Source organism: Paramaledivibacter caminithermalis DSM 15212, from assembly GCF_900142245.1.
Taxonomy (GTDB): domain Bacteria; phylum Bacillota; class Clostridia; order Peptostreptococcales; family Caminicellaceae; genus Paramaledivibacter; species Paramaledivibacter caminithermalis.
Window position 1 is genome coordinate 1 of the sequence record NZ_FRAG01000041.1, and the last position, 15,472, is coordinate 15,472.

Annotated in this window: 17 protein-coding genes and 2 pseudogenes; 8 read left to right on the top strand and 11 right to left on the bottom strand. The window is 29.6% G+C overall.

Annotated features, from left to right (window positions below; genetic code table 11):
* The 3 genes and pseudogenes from BUB36_RS19300 to BUB36_RS13600 all read left to right on the top strand — a co-directional run.
* Window positions 1-139: pseudogene (locus BUB36_RS19300) on the top strand (IS6 family transposase); the annotation flags it as partial.
* Window positions 140-535: 396 nt separating this feature from the next.
* On the top strand, window positions 536-664 hold the full coding sequence (locus tag BUB36_RS20410) for a hypothetical protein (RefSeq protein WP_278247842.1): 129 nt from the start codon (window positions 536-538) through the stop codon (window positions 662-664).
* A 6-nt stretch (window positions 665-670) separates the two neighbouring features.
* Window positions 671-1,222: a transposase gene (locus BUB36_RS13600; protein ID WP_084112045.1), complete on the top strand. Its 552-nt coding sequence runs from the start codon at window positions 671-673 to the stop codon at window positions 1,220-1,222.
* 219 nt (window positions 1,223-1,441) lie between these two features.
* On the opposite strand, the gene BUB36_RS13605 is transcribed toward BUB36_RS13600, so the two are convergent.
* Together BUB36_RS13605 and BUB36_RS13610 are read right to left on the bottom strand one after the other, a co-directional pair.
* Entirely contained in the window at window positions 1,442-1,849 is a 408-nt protein-coding gene (locus tag BUB36_RS13605) for a lipoprotein (protein ID WP_073151321.1), read from the bottom strand.
* 60 nt (window positions 1,850-1,909) lie between these two features.
* Window positions 1,910-2,911, bottom strand: coding sequence for a cysteine peptidase family C39 domain-containing protein (locus tag BUB36_RS13610; RefSeq protein ID WP_073151324.1), 1,002 nt, complete (start codon window positions 2,909-2,911; stop codon window positions 1,910-1,912).
* A 166-nt stretch (window positions 2,912-3,077) separates the two neighbouring features.
* On the opposite strand from BUB36_RS13610, the gene BUB36_RS20540 reads away from it, so the two are divergent.
* Both BUB36_RS20540 and BUB36_RS20545 read left to right on the top strand, forming a co-directional pair.
* Window positions 3,078-3,290, top strand: a complete 213-nt coding sequence (locus BUB36_RS20540) for an Lrp/AsnC family transcriptional regulator (protein ID WP_330390503.1) — start codon at window positions 3,078-3,080, stop codon at window positions 3,288-3,290.
* 24 nt (window positions 3,291-3,314) lie between these two features.
* Window positions 3,315-3,476, top strand: a complete 162-nt coding sequence (locus BUB36_RS20545) for an Lrp/AsnC ligand binding domain-containing protein (protein ID WP_330390504.1) — start codon at window positions 3,315-3,317, stop codon at window positions 3,474-3,476.
* A 256-nt stretch (window positions 3,477-3,732) separates the two neighbouring features.
* On the opposite strand, the gene BUB36_RS13620 is transcribed toward BUB36_RS20545, so the two are convergent.
* The 6 genes and pseudogenes from BUB36_RS13620 to BUB36_RS13635 form a co-directional block, all read right to left on the bottom strand.
* On the bottom strand, window positions 3,733-3,948 hold the full coding sequence (locus tag BUB36_RS13620) for a heavy-metal-associated domain-containing protein (RefSeq protein WP_073151326.1): 216 nt from the start codon (window positions 3,946-3,948) through the stop codon (window positions 3,733-3,735).
* 123 nt (window positions 3,949-4,071) lie between these two features.
* Entirely contained in the window at window positions 4,072-6,039 is a 1,968-nt protein-coding gene (locus BUB36_RS13625) for a copper-translocating P-type ATPase (RefSeq protein ID WP_330390501.1), read from the bottom strand.
* An 81-nt stretch (window positions 6,040-6,120) separates the two neighbouring features.
* A pseudogene (locus BUB36_RS20740) lies at window positions 6,121-6,255 on the bottom strand (heavy-metal-associated domain-containing protein); the annotation flags it as partial.
* Between the two features lie 12 nt (window positions 6,256-6,267).
* Window positions 6,268-6,525, bottom strand: a complete 258-nt coding sequence (locus tag BUB36_RS20745; protein WP_330390502.1) for a cation transporter — start codon at window positions 6,523-6,525, stop codon at window positions 6,268-6,270.
* Between the two features lie 400 nt (window positions 6,526-6,925).
* Window positions 6,926-7,231 (bottom strand): DUF1294 domain-containing protein, encoded by a 306-nt coding sequence (locus tag BUB36_RS13630; protein ID WP_073151329.1) that lies wholly within the window; start codon window positions 7,229-7,231, stop codon window positions 6,926-6,928.
* A 127-nt stretch (window positions 7,232-7,358) separates the two neighbouring features.
* The gene (locus tag BUB36_RS13635) at window positions 7,359-8,633 is read right to left on the bottom strand and encodes an HD-GYP domain-containing protein (RefSeq protein WP_073151332.1); all 1,275 of its coding nucleotides are present in this window, start codon (window positions 8,631-8,633) and stop codon (window positions 7,359-7,361) included.
* A gap of 264 nt (window positions 8,634-8,897) precedes the next feature.
* On the opposite strand from BUB36_RS13635, the gene BUB36_RS13640 reads away from it, so the two are divergent.
* From BUB36_RS13640 to BUB36_RS13650, 3 genes are read left to right on the top strand one after another with little or no spacing between them, the layout of a single operon-like run.
* A complete protein-coding gene (locus BUB36_RS13640; RefSeq protein ID WP_207550822.1) occupies window positions 8,898-9,080 on the top strand; it encodes an SHOCT domain-containing protein in 183 nt (60 codons plus the stop codon).
* A gap of 56 nt (window positions 9,081-9,136) precedes the next feature.
* Complete coding sequence (locus BUB36_RS13645) at window positions 9,137-9,841, top strand: response regulator transcription factor (RefSeq protein WP_334293007.1); 705 nt, start codon at window positions 9,137-9,139, stop codon at window positions 9,839-9,841.
* Between the two features lie 3 nt (window positions 9,842-9,844).
* Window positions 9,845-11,269 (top strand): HAMP domain-containing sensor histidine kinase, encoded by a 1,425-nt coding sequence (locus tag BUB36_RS13650; RefSeq protein WP_073151338.1) that lies wholly within the window; start codon window positions 9,845-9,847, stop codon window positions 11,267-11,269.
* Between the two features lie 283 nt (window positions 11,270-11,552).
* Here the strand turns inward: BUB36_RS13650 and BUB36_RS13655 are convergent, their stop codons facing one another.
* The 3 genes from BUB36_RS13655 to BUB36_RS13665 all read right to left on the bottom strand — a co-directional run bounded on the left by BUB36_RS13655 (window position 11,553) and on the right by BUB36_RS13665 (window position 15,467).
* Complete coding sequence (locus tag BUB36_RS13655; protein ID WP_073151341.1) at window positions 11,553-12,836, bottom strand: L-cysteine desulfidase family protein; 1,284 nt, start codon at window positions 12,834-12,836, stop codon at window positions 11,553-11,555.
* Window positions 12,837-13,090: 254 nt separating this feature from the next.
* Window positions 13,091-14,521, bottom strand: a complete 1,431-nt coding sequence (locus tag BUB36_RS13660) for a sigma-54 interaction domain-containing protein (protein ID WP_073151344.1) — start codon at window positions 14,519-14,521, stop codon at window positions 13,091-13,093.
* Between the two features lie 409 nt (window positions 14,522-14,930).
* Window positions 14,931-15,467 (bottom strand): GNAT family N-acetyltransferase, encoded by a 537-nt coding sequence (locus tag BUB36_RS13665; RefSeq protein WP_073151347.1) that lies wholly within the window; start codon window positions 15,465-15,467, stop codon window positions 14,931-14,933.
* Window positions 15,468-15,472: the final 5 nt, after the last annotated feature.

Sequence of the window (15,472 nt, forward strand, 5' to 3'; positions counted from 1 at the left end):
AAATAACTTAATTAGTATGTTTGTATTTTTCTATAATTTTGTAAGACCTCATTCATCTCTTAATGGTTTAACACCTGCTCAAGTTGCTGGATTAAATCTAAATGATAAAGAGAAGAAAAAATATCCTCTTGTAGCATAATTTTTGCTTGAATTTCGCCTAATTATTTTTTAAATGTTCGTCCTTGAAATTGTCAAGGGCGTGCGTTAGCACGTTCATTTTACCCTTGACAATTTTAAGGACGAACTTTTATCATCCTTCAGGCGAAATTTAAAGCAATCTGAAGTAATTCTATAAAACATTGTACTATTTTTTCATATTAAGTTTACAAAGCCTGAAATATTTATTTTCAATTGTTCATTTGCACAACTATATTATATCATATATAATTATAAAAAAAAAGAAAAAAATGTAAACAAAGTAAGAAGTGTCAAATTATACAAATGCTTAGAGTAGAGGAGAATTGCAGTTTGAAAAATGGTTAGACTTCATAAATTCACAAAATAGTAATATATATTATAGAATAGTACAATAAAAGTGCCAAAACAGATTGTTTGGAGACAGCCATTTTCTGACCCCAGTCTTGCTATTAAAGTACTAGGTGTAATCACAGAAGAGAAATTAAAAATAGTTAGAGAATCGGATGCCATATTAGAAGATAGATAAAAATTCATAGAGACTTTATTCAATACAAAAGAAAAAGGACAGTTTTTATTATATAGATATTGCTTAATGGATAATCATGTTCATTTATTAATTAAAGAGGGCGAAGAAGTAGGAACTAGTATAAAAAGGATGACAGTAAGCTATGTGCAGTGGCATAATAATAAATATGGAAGGACAGGGCATTTGTTTCAAAATAGATTTAAAAGTGAAGTAGTAGAAAGTGAATATTATTTATTGGTAGTACTTAGCTATATTCATCAGAATCCAGTAAAGGCAAAAATAGTAAGAAAATCATCAGAGTATAAATGGAGTAGTTATAATAAATATATTAACAGATATAATGGAAAAAAAGAGGCTTTAGATACAGCTATAGTTGATGGATACTTTAAAAATAGGAGTGAATACGAGTGTTATATGACTCAATTAAATAACGATAAATGTCTAGAATATGAAAATAAGAAAAAATATACAGATATAGAGTTGGAAGACAAGCTGAGAAGACAATTTAATATTGATGAAATTAATAACCTTAATATATTTTTGAGAGAGATAGATTAATATTAGAAATTAGAAAATCAACAGGAGCAAGTATAAGGCAACTAAGTAGTGTATTGGGTTTAGGACGTGGAATTATTGAAAAAGCTATCAAGACATGACAGACGAAACGTCCCCATGTCTGTCTTTATTCTTTCTAGTCCTATTGAAGGCAAGATTATATTATAAACAAAAGAGTCAAAAAGAACCGTCACAATTGACTCCAATTGACTCACAATTGACTCATAAGCTATCAAATAAATTTTCAATTATTTTTATTGTATCTTTACTGCTATAATATTTTGTATCATTGTAAGAAATCCAAACTTCTGTAAAAGCAATACTTATTTCTTTTTTCTCAGGAGCCTTTAAAAAGATATATATAAAATAATTATATCCTTTTCTTTTCTCTTGATCTGGAAATAATTTATTTATGTTCAAAGAGTTTAATACCTTTATAATTTTATTAATATCCTCTTTTTCAGTTATAACTTTCAATGTCGGACCATCTGAAAAGTGTATTTTATCAACATTTACAGGATCCATTTTTTGTATTATTAAATTTTTTTCTTTAGGTAAATTTTGTGAATTATGTGAATTACATGAAGAAACTAATACAACCAAAAAAATAAGCAAAAACACTTTCTTCAAATTATTCATTCCTTTCTAAAAAAGGGATGTTAATAAATTATACATCCCTTTTATTTTTATCTAATTATTCCATAGATATATTAAATAATCAAATGTCCCTCTATCTGAAGATAACCATACATTATTGTCTCCCCAACCATTATTAACTATTACATATTCATCCATTCCATCATCATAGTACCCATGAACAGTCATCCAATGGTCATAATAAGTTGGATCATTTGCAGTACCAATTATTTGAGGTCTATTACTATTAATTTTTGATTTTATGGTATTAAAATTATATGTTGATTTAGTAGCATAATTATTTACATTCTGTCCCCCTAAATATGATGTAATACCATCTCTTAATTCATTAGGTGAACTACCGGGATTCGTACTATGATCAGGGTCTATGTAATATGCCATAATGTCTATTAAATCATTTTCATTTTCATTATCAGTATCTACATATTTTTCACTTACTACTTCATCATAAAACATCATAGTTATTGCAGCAGCTATTGGTCCACAATAACCTCCTGATTTATACCATGTTTTTAAAGATTTGCTTAAATATTCTTCATTGGCTACACCTCTTGTACTATAGTTTAGAGTATAAATTTCATTTTCAAATTCACTTAACTTGCTGTGTTTATCAATTTTATTTTTATCATAAATTTTTTTAAAGTTTCCATTAATAATTTTCTTTGCTTTTAAAGAAAAAAACTTACCACCTTTTAATTCATAGTATGCAAGGGGACCATTATATACATATCTTTTCTCTAAATGAATAAAAGGTTTTTTGCCTTCAAATGAAAGTTCAGGGATTGATAGGTCATTTTTATTTATTATAAGATAACCTTTTTCTCCTAAAGAAAAACATATGGCTTCTTCATTTCCTTTAACATTATATAGAAGTATTGGACTATGAACTTCAACAGTCCTCCCTAATTTTTTAACAAATAACTCTGCATATTTTTGTTCAATATCATAGTCGTTTTTATGAGTTTCTCCGAATGCTACTAAAGACATGCTCAGTAGCATTATAATAGTTAAAAATAATGCTAAAAATTTTTTCATATTACCAACTCCTATTTTGATTTTTTTGAGTGCACTCATATAATTATAATAACAAATAGAAACTAAAATATTTGTAGTTTTATGTATTTTTTCTATATTTTAACACAAAAGTAATATTTCATAATATTTTAAATTTTCACAATAATATAAATCTGCCAAAAATATTATATTACAGCAAGATGGCAGAATTTCTATGAAAGATTTAGGTAAGAAGGTTGGTTTAACTTCTCCTACTGTATCGGAAAGGGTTAAAAGACTTGAAGAAAATGGTATAATCATTGGTTACAAAGCCATAGTTAATCCTAAAAAACTAAATAAACATATTAATGCACTAATAAATGTAGCTATCAGAGCAGAAAACTATAAAAAGTTTCTTTAATTTGCTCCAAAAAATAATAATATAATTGAATGTCATCATGTTACTGGTGAAGATTGTATGATAATTAAAGTTATGGTTGAAAATATGGAGGATTTAGAAATACTTATTGATGATTTAAAAAAATTTGGCAATACTCAAACCAATATTATTCTTTCTAGTCCTATTGAAGGCAAGATTATATTATAAACAAAAGAGTCAAAAAGAACCGTCACCTTTGACTATCAAGACATGACAGATGAAACGTCCCCATGTCTGTAGTCCTATTGAAGGCAAGATTATATTATAAACAAAAGAGTCAAAAAGAACCGTCACCTTTGACTCTGAAAAGAACCGTCACCTTTGACTCTGAAATTTTCATTTATACTTTTAAAAGTAAAACCTATAAGAATCCCTTCATTTTATCAATATAAAGGAGTCTTATAGGTTTTTGATTTTCACATATTTATATTTCCCTAATCTCTATAACATCATATCCTGCGTCATCAATGGTGTCTCTAATAACATTCTCATCGATTTCTTTGTGTAGAGTAATTACTGCACTTTTTTCATCTACACTAATGCTTTCAACTGTTACTCCATCAATTTCATTTAAAGCTCTCTCTACTCTGCCGATGCAATGATGGCAGCTCATACCTTCTATCAGTATCATTTTCTTCATAATTTACACCACCTCAATTTATTTTTTCTAAATAATTATATTAATCTGTTGGTTCATTGCTAATAATTACTATCAAACTCAAAATTTCTTTCTTATAAGCTATCCGCCATTAACCATTGGCAATTAGCTAGCTTTAAACTTCCTAAGCCTAAGTGCATTTGTTACAACTGATACTGAGCTCATGGACATGGCAGCAGCTGCAAACATTGGGTTAAGCTTAGGTCCTCCAAAGGCATAGAAGAGTCCAGCAGCTAGTGGTATTCCTGCAGTGTTGTAAGCAAATGCCCAGAAAAGATTTTGCTTGATATTTCTTATAGTACTTTTGCTTAGTTTAATTGCAGTAACTACATCTAAGAGATCACTTTTCATTAAAACTATATCTGCAGATTCCATTGCAACATCTGTTCCCGAACCAATGGCAATACCTATATCCGCCATAGCCAAAGCTGGTGCATCATTTATTCCATCTCCTACCATAGCTACTTTTTTACCCTTTTCTTGGAACTTTTTAACTTCGTTAGCCTTATCTTCAGGTAAAACTTCAGCTAAAACGATATCTATTCCAACCTGCTTAGCTATAGCATCGGCAGTTCTTTTATTATCTCCAGTAATCATTGCTACTTGGATTCCCATATCATGAAGTCTTTTTATTGCCTCTTTGCTATTTTCTTTTACAACATCTGCTACCGCTATTATACCCTCTAATCTGTTATTTATTGCAATAAACATCGGAGTCTTCCCTTCCTTTGCCAATTGTACAGCTTCATCTTTTAATGTAACTTCTATATCTCTATCCTTCATTAGTTTCTCATTTCCTAGAAGAATATTATCTCCCTCAATAGTTACTTCTATACCATGACCAGGTATTGCATAAAAATCTTCTGCTTTTAGTAGAGATATCTTTTTTTCTTCAGCTTTATTAACTATAGCCTCTCCTAAAGGATGTTCAGATCCTTTTTCTGCTGTAGCAGCTATCTGAAGCAGACTATCTTGTGAATAGTTGCCTCTAGTAATTATATTTGTAACTTTAGGCTTTCCTTCAGTTATAGTTCCAGTTTTGTCAAGTACTATGGTATCAATCTTATAAGCAGATTCTAGTGCAACACCACTTTTTATGAGTACTCCAAGTTCTGCACCTTTGCCTGTTCCAACCATTATAGCTGTTGGTGTTGCTAGTCCCAAAGCACAGGGGCAAGCTATCACGAGAACAGAAATAAACATTGTAAGGGAAAATACTGCTCCATACCCTGTTATATACCATAGTAATCCTGCTAAAACAGCAATCCCCATAACTATGGGAACAAAATATCCTGCTATTATATCAGCTAGTTTGGCAATAGGAGCTTTACTGCCTTGAGCCTCTTCAACTAACTTTATTATTTGGGCTAAGGCAGTATCCTTACCTACCTTTGTTGCTTTAATTCTAAGAACTCCATTTTTATTTATACTTGCACCTACTACCTTATCTCCAATATTTTTTTCTACAGGTATACTTTCACCTGTTAACATGGATTCATCAACTGAGCTATGTCCATAGGTCACTTCACCGTCTACAGGTATCTTCTCACCAGGTTTAACTAATATGATATCTCCTACCTCAACTTCTTCTATAGGAATAATTATTTCTTCATTTCCTTGAATTATTGTAGCTGTTTTAGGCTGAAGTCCTATTAATTTTTTTATTGCCTCTGATGTCTTTCCTTTGGAACGTGTCTCAAGATATTTTCCCAGCATAATAAGGGCAATTATTACTCCAGCAGTCTCAAAATATAAGTCCTTTGCATACTGGGTATACCCATTCATAATTTTATATGTTGCATAAAGTCCATAAATAATTGCCGCACTCGTTCCTACAGCTATTAAAGAATCCATATTGGGGCTTTTCCTAAATAGTGCTTTAAAACCAACTGTATAAAATTTATATCCTGCAATAACTACTGGTATAGTTAATGATAGTTGAACTAGTGCAAAATTTAATGGATAAAAATGTGGATTTATAAAGTTCGGTAATGGCAAACCCACCATATGTCCCATAGCAATATACAATAATGGTATAGTAAAGGAAATAGCAACTATAAACTTAGTCCACATGATTTTTATTTCTTTTTCTTTTTTATTTTGATCTTCATCTCTAATCTCTTCTTTTTCTATATCTAGAGGAGTATAACCTGCCTTTTTAATAGCAGCCTTTATCTCAGATATCCTTAATTTATTTATGTCATAAACTACTGTTGCTTTATTGGTAGCTATATTTACATTTACAGATTTAATACCATCTAGTTTGTTGATAGCCCTATCAACTGCCCTTACGCAAGCAGCTCAAGTCATACCCTGTATTGGTATAATAACTTCCTTTAACTCATCTTTTAATACTGCTTTATACCCTAATTTAACTATTGTATCAATAATTTTACCTTGTGAAAGCTTATCTTCATCATACTTTACAATCATTTTTTCTGTAGCCAAATTCACACTCACTTCATCTATTCCATCTATCTTTCTTATCCCTCTTTCTACCGCTCTAACGCAAGCAGCACAAGTCATTCCTTCTATCCTAAAGACCTTTTCTATAATCATTTTTTCACTCCTTTCACTACCAAATCCTCATATTTTATTATATACCCCGTACAGGTATATGTAAATAGTTTTTTATTCCAAAATTTATAAATATCTATTTATGATTAAAGGTTATAAGTTTCAACGTCCTTATGGTCTTTATATAATATATTACCCATTTATTCTATAATTTAATATGCTATAATATTGTTAAGTTCTAGGATAAAAACACAGTTCTGGTTGGTTGTCCAGACGTATCTTTTATAAAATATAAAATATATCAGTAACCTTTCCCTTTGGTTTGCCCATTCCTAGTAAATAAAATTTTAAAAAGAAGGGGATATTATGAATCAAAAAGAATTTGAATTGAAACGGTTAAAAAAAATAAAAAAAGAGAACACTAAATTTTTTAATGTCCCTTTTATTTCATACCTTTAAAATATAAAACATATATAAAGCTACATAGTATTACTTTATTAAGCAAATAGATCAATGGGATACCTATATAAAAGCTCTTATGCTGAGTTTTGTGTCTAAACATTGTCATGCCTAAAAGTATCCCTATGACTCCTCCTAAAATAGCTATGATAAAGAAATTACTTTCCTTAACCCTCCACTTGTTCTTTTTTGCCTTATATTTGTCTATAAGTATGATGATAAATCCAAATAAATTTATTGTTAAAATGAAAAAAACAAAATAGAATTCTTTATATTTTAATAATTCCATATTTTATCTCCTTTCTCTTAATCAAATTACACATAAAAATCATAAAAAAGTAACCAAATAAAATAAAAAAACCAGCATAAATCTAGGATATATTTTCCATATTTATTGTGCTGGATTCTAATAAATTTTAAAATTCTCCATAAACTACATTGATTTCATCCCAAAATCCTTTAAATTCTTTTACTGCTTTACTTTGAATATCTTTACGTCCCATATTTATCTCATCATAATTAGATTTCAATATAGACCATATGTCGCCATCTAATTCATTCCTTACAGCCATACCATCTAATATATCAAAGACTTTTTCCTTTTTTAAGCCTTTACGGTATGGTCTATCCTCTGAAATAGCAGTAAAAACATCTGCTACTGCCATAATTCTTGCTCCCACAGATAATTCTTCAGCCCTTTTATTAAATGGATATCCCTTCCCATTTATCCTTTCGTGGTGAAAACCAGCCCATTCATATATATCTCCAATTCCTCTTATTTTTTTTAAAATAGAATATGTATAATAAACATGCCTTTTAACTATTTCAAATTCATTTCTAGAAAGCCTACCAGGCTTTTCTAATAATTCCTTTGGAACTGCTAACTTCCCTAAATCATGTAAATTGCCAGCAATTCTCATCATCTTTACTTCTTTCTTAGTCATCCCTGAAATTTCAGATAATTTAGATGCAACATAGGCAACTCCACTGGAATGAGTTGCAGTAAACCTACTCCTAAAATCAATAATTCTCTCAAATATCTTAGAAATCCTACAAAACCCCTCTATATCTAATAGCTCATTTTCAATAGTTTTATAAAATATCCTTAAAATATTTCCATAATCCATATACTCCCAAATAGACTTTGAGGCAGATATTTCAATGAAGGCATCTACAACCTCGGTATTGAATTTTTTACCCTTCTGGTCTTTAATTTGCTTAACTATATAATCGATCTGCTTATTGGTGTTGTTATTCCAATCCATCAAAACATCTACTCTATCAACTAAATGTATAATTTGGCTACTTAAAGATACTTCAATACCTCGATCTTTAAATTTATCTATCTCAGTCCATTTAACATGGTGACATCTAATTATTTCTGAAATTTTGCTAAAGGGTTCATACGTTTTAATCAGGTTATATCCTATTAAAGAATGAAAATGCGGGTCCTTTAGATCAAATTCAAGACCGTCTATTCTATCCTTTAAAGATAATGCTCCCACATCATGAAGTAAAGCTGCATAAACTAGGTCTTTTATATCTCTTTTTTTCATATTAAACTTTAGTCCCACATTTAATGCTATAAGAGCAACTCTTATATGATGTCCTACAATAGCAGAACTAATTAAATCCAAGCTTTCAGATAAGGCTAAAATCATATCAATCTCAGGAACTATCTTTTCCTCCATAAGAAAACCCCCATAAAATCAATAGGACGATTTACATGCCATATATTATATTAACATAAATTTTAACATTAATCTTTTAATTTTTCATATTTTTATCTCTGTTGAGCTTTTATTGTATTTTTCTTCATATTTCCTTCATAAGTTTTTGATATCATTTTATTGAAAGAACAAAACATTAATTTTAAACTGATTTTGATAAAGGAGATGAATACTTTGATGCATTGGTTTGGTTTTAATAGATTTGGGTTGATGGGAGGTGGTTTTATGATGTTACTATTTCCTTTAATAATAGGCTTGTTTTTTTACTTATTCTTTAAATCATCAAACAGACATTGTACCCCGCACAATAATAACGCACTAGAAATTCTAGATAAAAAATTTGTTTCTGGTGAAATAACAGAAGAGGAATATTTGCATAAAAAAAGCATCCTTAACAAAGGCAAGTGATATTGCCTTTGTTTTATATGTATTTTTTTGATAAAATGTTAGAATCATATTAGAGGGTGATAATTTTGAAGGAAAAATTTAAAATTTTAGTTATTGAAGATGAAGTGAAAATTTTGAATGTTATAGAAGCATATTTAGAAAAAGAAGGCTATGAAGTTTATAAAGCAATAGATGGTACTCAGGGACTAAATATTTTTAAAGATATTTCTCCCCATTTAGTAATCTTAGATTTAATGCTTCCTGGTATGTCTGGAGAAAATATCTGTAAAAATATAAGGAGTACTTCCGATATTCCAATCATTATGCTTACTGCTAAAACAAATGAAAAATCTAAGATTGAAGGCTTTTCCCTTGGTGCTGATGACTATGTGACTAAGCCCTTCAGCCCAAGAGAATTAATAGAAAGAGTCAGAGTAATACTTAGAAGAAGTTACAGAGATAAGGGTCCGTTATCAGATATAATATCCTTTAACAATGATGAGCTTAGAATAGATATAAAAAAGCATGAAGTCACTAAAAATAAAAAATTAGTTATTTTAACGCCAAATGAATATAGAATTTTACTGATTCTTGCTTCAAATCCTGGGCAAATTTTTTCTAGAGAACAGCTTGTAGAAAATGTCTTTGGAATAGACTATGATGGCTTTGATAGAACAATCGATACCCATATTAAAAATATTAGACAAAAAATAGAAGACAATCCCAAAACCCCTAAATATATACTTACAATTTATGGAATGGGGTATAAATTTGGAGGTTAAATAATGAAAATAAGTATAAATAAAAAACTACTTCTAAGCTTTATTTCAATAATTCTCATTTCTCTTTTAATTACTGGCATTACTTCAACCCTCATGATTGATAAAAGATTCAATCTCTATTTACTTGAAGAGCACAAAGAAAAGATTGAAAATATTAAATCTATGATCCATTCTGCTATTAAGAAAAATCAAGTATCTCCTGATTTCGATAAAGAAGGACTTACAAAGTATGCTGTTGCAGAAAACTATATTATAAAAATTACAGATTTAAATAATAATATAATCTATACTACTGGAATGTATCCCCATATGGGACACCAAAAAAATGGACATATGATGGGTCCTATGATGGAAAGAATGTTTAAAAACATGTTCCAAAGTTATAACGAAGATATTTATCCAATAATCTATGATAATAAGGAAATAGGAAAGCTAACCATTGGATATTTTGGAACATCAAATATCTCTAAAGAAGCAATGTCATTTAAATTAACCCTATATAAATCAATACTTATATCCAGCTTCATGGCAATTATTATTAGCGCTTTAATAAGCATATTGATTTCTCGTCAATTAGGTATACCCATTAGAGAAATTACCAAGGCATCAAAGGCCATCAAAGAAGGTCATTTATCAATACGTACTAATATTGGAACTAATATACATGAAATATCAGAGCTTTCTTCCTCAATAAATAATTTAGCCCATACATTGGAAAAGCAAGAGGCTTTAAGAAATCGTCTTACCTCAGACATGGCTCATGAAATAAGGACTCCTTTAACTACTATAAAAAGTCATATTGAAGCATTTATGGATGGTATATGGCAGCCTACTCCAGAAAGATTGAGGGATTGCTATGATGAAATCAATAGGCTTCATAGTCTAGTAGAAAATCTAGAGGATATAAATAAGCTTGACAAGGCTAATTACGTATTAAATAAATCCTATTTTAGAATAGATGAAGAACTAAAGAGGATTGTTAATTCCCTCATACCACAGTTTAACAAAAAAAATATAAAGTTAAACCTAAATAGTAAAGTAAAAACAGAAGTTTTTATGGATAGAGATAAATTTAAACAAATAATGTATAATTTGCTTTCAAATGCCTTTAAGTATTCTCATGAAAATAGCATCGTAAATATTAGCTGTTATACAGAAAATGAATATCTATACATTATAGTACAAGACTTTGGAGTTGGTATTTCTAAAAAGGATTTACCCCATATATTTGAACACCTTTATAGAGGGGATTTATCTAGAACTAGGTCTACAGGGGGTTCAGGAATTGGTTTAACCATCACTAAAAATTTAGTACAAGCCCACGGTGGAACTATTGAAGCAAAATCTGATATCGTCAATGGAACTGTATTCAGTATTAAATTTCTTTTAAAGAAAATAAGGACAAAGGTGTCTGACGACGCTTTTTAGTTGAAAGTTACAAATTCCACGTTCCAAGTTTTAAGGTCTTTCTTTTAGGTCTAAAAAGCCTTACTTCCTGCTTCTAAAATTTTACTGATAATAATTTTATTTTTCTCTCTGTTATTTGAATTTACTTAAATCCAAACATGTAATTTCTTTCAAAAAAAGTTTGAGTTCCTTAACAATAAAAAAATATAAAAAAGATGTCTAAAATACTGCTAATAAAGCTATCTACCATGTACTAAGACATCTTAATCATAAAGAGCAGTATAGTTCAAGCCTTAGTCCTGATTTAAACACACTCTTTCTGCATAATCTCTACAATTGCTGCATTGGTTTGCCTCATTCCTGGACCACACACATAGCCAAGATTAGATATTAAACTTTTAAATTCTCCACATAGTATACCATCAGTATTTTTTACTACTGCATCATTCAATGACAGTAAAGCTGATTGTACAGCCCAACCCGATGCTAGTGCAAGTTTATATGCACATCCTTCTTTAGCTCCATCACATATGATGCCCGAAATACTTCCAATCATATTTAATATGGTTCCAAATATCTTATCTTTATTTCCTCCCATCATGAAAACAATTCCACAGCTTGCTCCAATACCAGCAGCTACACCACATCCACACATAGCCGATAAAGCACCTGTATGGGCTTTTATATAGGCGTTTACTAATTGTCCCAATGCCAATGCTCTTATCATCTTTTCATGGCCTATATTTAGTTTTTCTGCAGCTGCTGCAATAGTTAAAAATAGAGTAATTCCATGATTCCCACTTCCCGTACTAGTCATAACAGGAAGCTGTACACCTGACATTCTTGCGTACGAAGCTGCACTGCATAGTTTTTGAGCATAAACGGCTGGACCTTCTGAAGTATATCCTTGATTGATTAGACTATTAAATTTATAACCTATGGAATTAACATTATCCAAGCCAGCCTTTGCTATATCTGAGTTAACATGTATGCCTTCCTTTAGAAACTCTATCTTTGCTAAATCTATATTGCTTGAAAAATCAATGAAATCATCCAAGCTATAATTTGTAATAGGATTAGAAACTTTCTCTTTCTTGAGATATCCTCTAAAGTCAAAATCTTCTACTGTATCCTCTGAAATATCAGCTATATTATCATGTTTTTCGAGAGTTACTACCCTTACCTTCCCTTTATCAGAAGTGAGAATACTTTGGATAAATAAAATATCACAATTATCTATAACTTTTAGCTTGATGATATCTCTACTAAGAAATTCCTTAGCCTTTCTTATAACGTCTTCACCTATATTCTCTAGAAGATTTAAACCCATCTCAGTATCTCCAATAGCAAGCCCTAAAGCCACAGCTGCTTTTACCCCTGTTTGATTAAAGCCTGGAATTGAAACATTCAAAGCATTTTTATATAGATATGAGTCTACTGTAATTTCAAATAAAACTATATCTCCCTTAACCTTCTTTCTTGCATTTGCTGATGAATAAGCAATGGCTGCTGGTTCAGTACATCCAGTAGCAAGTCCAATAGATTCCTTTAATAAATGTAATAATTCACTTTGTTTTCTAATAGTCATTTTCCATCTCCCCATATAAAAATTTTTGTTATTTATATCTAACGCATAAATCATGCCATAATATCTAAAACCACAAAAAACAATTAAAGAGTTCAAAACCTACTAAATGTCTGGCTTTAAACTCCTATACTACTCATAACAAAACTTTAAAATTATATGATTTATGGTAATATTTAACATAAATTTATCATTCTTGATTAATCTTTATCATTTATGAGAAATATGCATTTCTCTATTATTTCGTGAGGAAATATTTACAAATCATATTTTTTTAGTTTTCGGTATAATGTTGCTGTACTTATTTTTAACTTTTCAGCAACTTCTTTTTTCTTATCTAGAGACATATAATCATCGATATATTTTTTCAATATCTCTTTTTCATATTTTTCAAGCATTTCCTCTAAACCTATATTCTCTTTTTGATATTTTTCAACAAATATATATTCTGGTAGATTACCTAAGGTTATTAAGTTTGTCTCACACATATTCACTGCATATTCAATAACATTTATTAGTTGTCTAATATTACCAGGCCATTCATAATCATAAAACCATTTTTTTACATATTCATCTAAAAACATTTTTTTCTTTGAAAGATTTTTACAAATTTTATCTAGGTAATAGTTTGCTAATAGTAAAATATCCTCCCTTCGTTGTCTAAGGGGTCTTAAGTAAAGGGGAATTACATTTAATCTATAATATAAATCTTCTCTAAATTCCTTAGTTTGCAGCATATTCTCCAATTCTTTATTAGTAGCTGAGATAATTCTTAAATCTAAAGGAATAGCTTTCCTTCCTCCGATTCTAGTAACTTTTTTATCCTGGAGTACTCTTAATAGCTTGGCTTGCATTGTTAAAGACATATCTCCGACCTCATCTAAAAATAGAGTTCCTCCATTGGCTAGTTCAAATTTACCTAATTTCCCACCTTTTTTGGCATCTGTAAATGCTCCTTCCTCATAACCAAACAATTCACTTTCAATAAGATTTTCAGGAATAGATGAACAATTTATAGCAATAAAGGGTTTATTCCTGCGTTTACTATTAAAATGAATAGCTCTAGCAAGAATCTCCTTCCCAGTTCCACTTTCTCCTCTTATCATTACAGTTGAAAGACTATCAGAAACTTTTTTTGCCTTATTTATTGTTTTTAGAAAATCAGGTGTTCTTCCAATAATTGAATCGAAGGAATACAAGCTGTTATAATTTTGCATAGTTTCGCTAAATTCTTCATTAATTCTCATGTTTGCTTCCAACAAAAGAATTTTGCTGATAAACAATTCATTTATATATTTAATAAATTCCCTAATTTTTTTTATAGATGATATTAATATTTCTCTTTGCTCATCACTAAAGGCTATTATTCCTATTACCCCTATTATTTCATCTCCCTTATAAATAGGAAAGCCAATATTGGCCAATTCAAGACAATAATAATTTTTTTCACACTTTTTACATCCAAATTCTTTTTTCACATCCTTAATCATACCCATATTACCTGTATTTAATATTTGTCTAAAGAAGGAAGTGTGGGGAACCTTTTTACCTATCTCTCTTTCATATATGCCTGTTCCAGCTATCCTTATACATTCTTGATCCGTTATAGTAACTTCTACTTCTAATATAGCTGCTATAGCTTTAGCACATTGTTGTGAAAAAAGTTTAATATTTCTCAAATCAGCCATTTAATCATCCCCAGTATCATTATAAATTTATTTATTGTGCTAATAAATGAATTTTTCTGTTTTTGAAATACCTTAGAGGGTTTTAATATTTCATTTAAGTGATTTTTATAAACCTGTTTTTACCTTCAGATTCATATAAAAAACAGGTTTATTACATGAACGAAAAGGAAATATTAAAAACCTCTCTATAGAAACTAGCTTGGCGGATTAAAATTATAATTGAGGAAATTACATATTAGTATAGAAATTTAAGTAAAGACTTTAATTTATACATGTCCAAAACGCCCAAAAACGTTGCGTATTTGCACATGTATAAATTAAGTTTTACTATGTAAATTCTATATAGATATTTATATATTAACACATGATTTAACTTTTTCACTTGGAATCTTATATATTTTTCATACTCTTACTTTAAATCATTTTCCATCTTAAAAGCTGTAGTTTCAATATTTCCTATCTTAAAATTATCTATCTTTTTTATAATTCTAAACCCCATCCTCTTCCAAAATCGTAAACCATTTGTATTTTCTTCTAATACTCCTAGCTTAATACAATTAACACTATTCATTACTGCCCATTTTTCAAAGCCCCTATAAAACTCCTCACCTAAGCCTTTATTTCTATAGTCCACTGAAATCATCATTTGTCCTATATACCATGTATAGTTTTCAGGAAAATCTGTAACCCCTTCTATAATTCCAATTAAAGTATCTTTATCATTATAAACTCCTATGACCATCTTGCTGTCATATTCTTTACCTGGAGGCAACTCCTTAAATATCTCTTTAGCAGTTTCTAGATTTACAGACTCAATTCCATTAAGTTCATAAAAGTCTTTACAATTTTCACAAAGCTGCAGTAAAGCTTTTAGATCTTTTTCAAAATCTAATTTCTTTACTTTATAATTCTTCAATTGGAATATAGATTTTTTAGCGCTATCCATTTTTA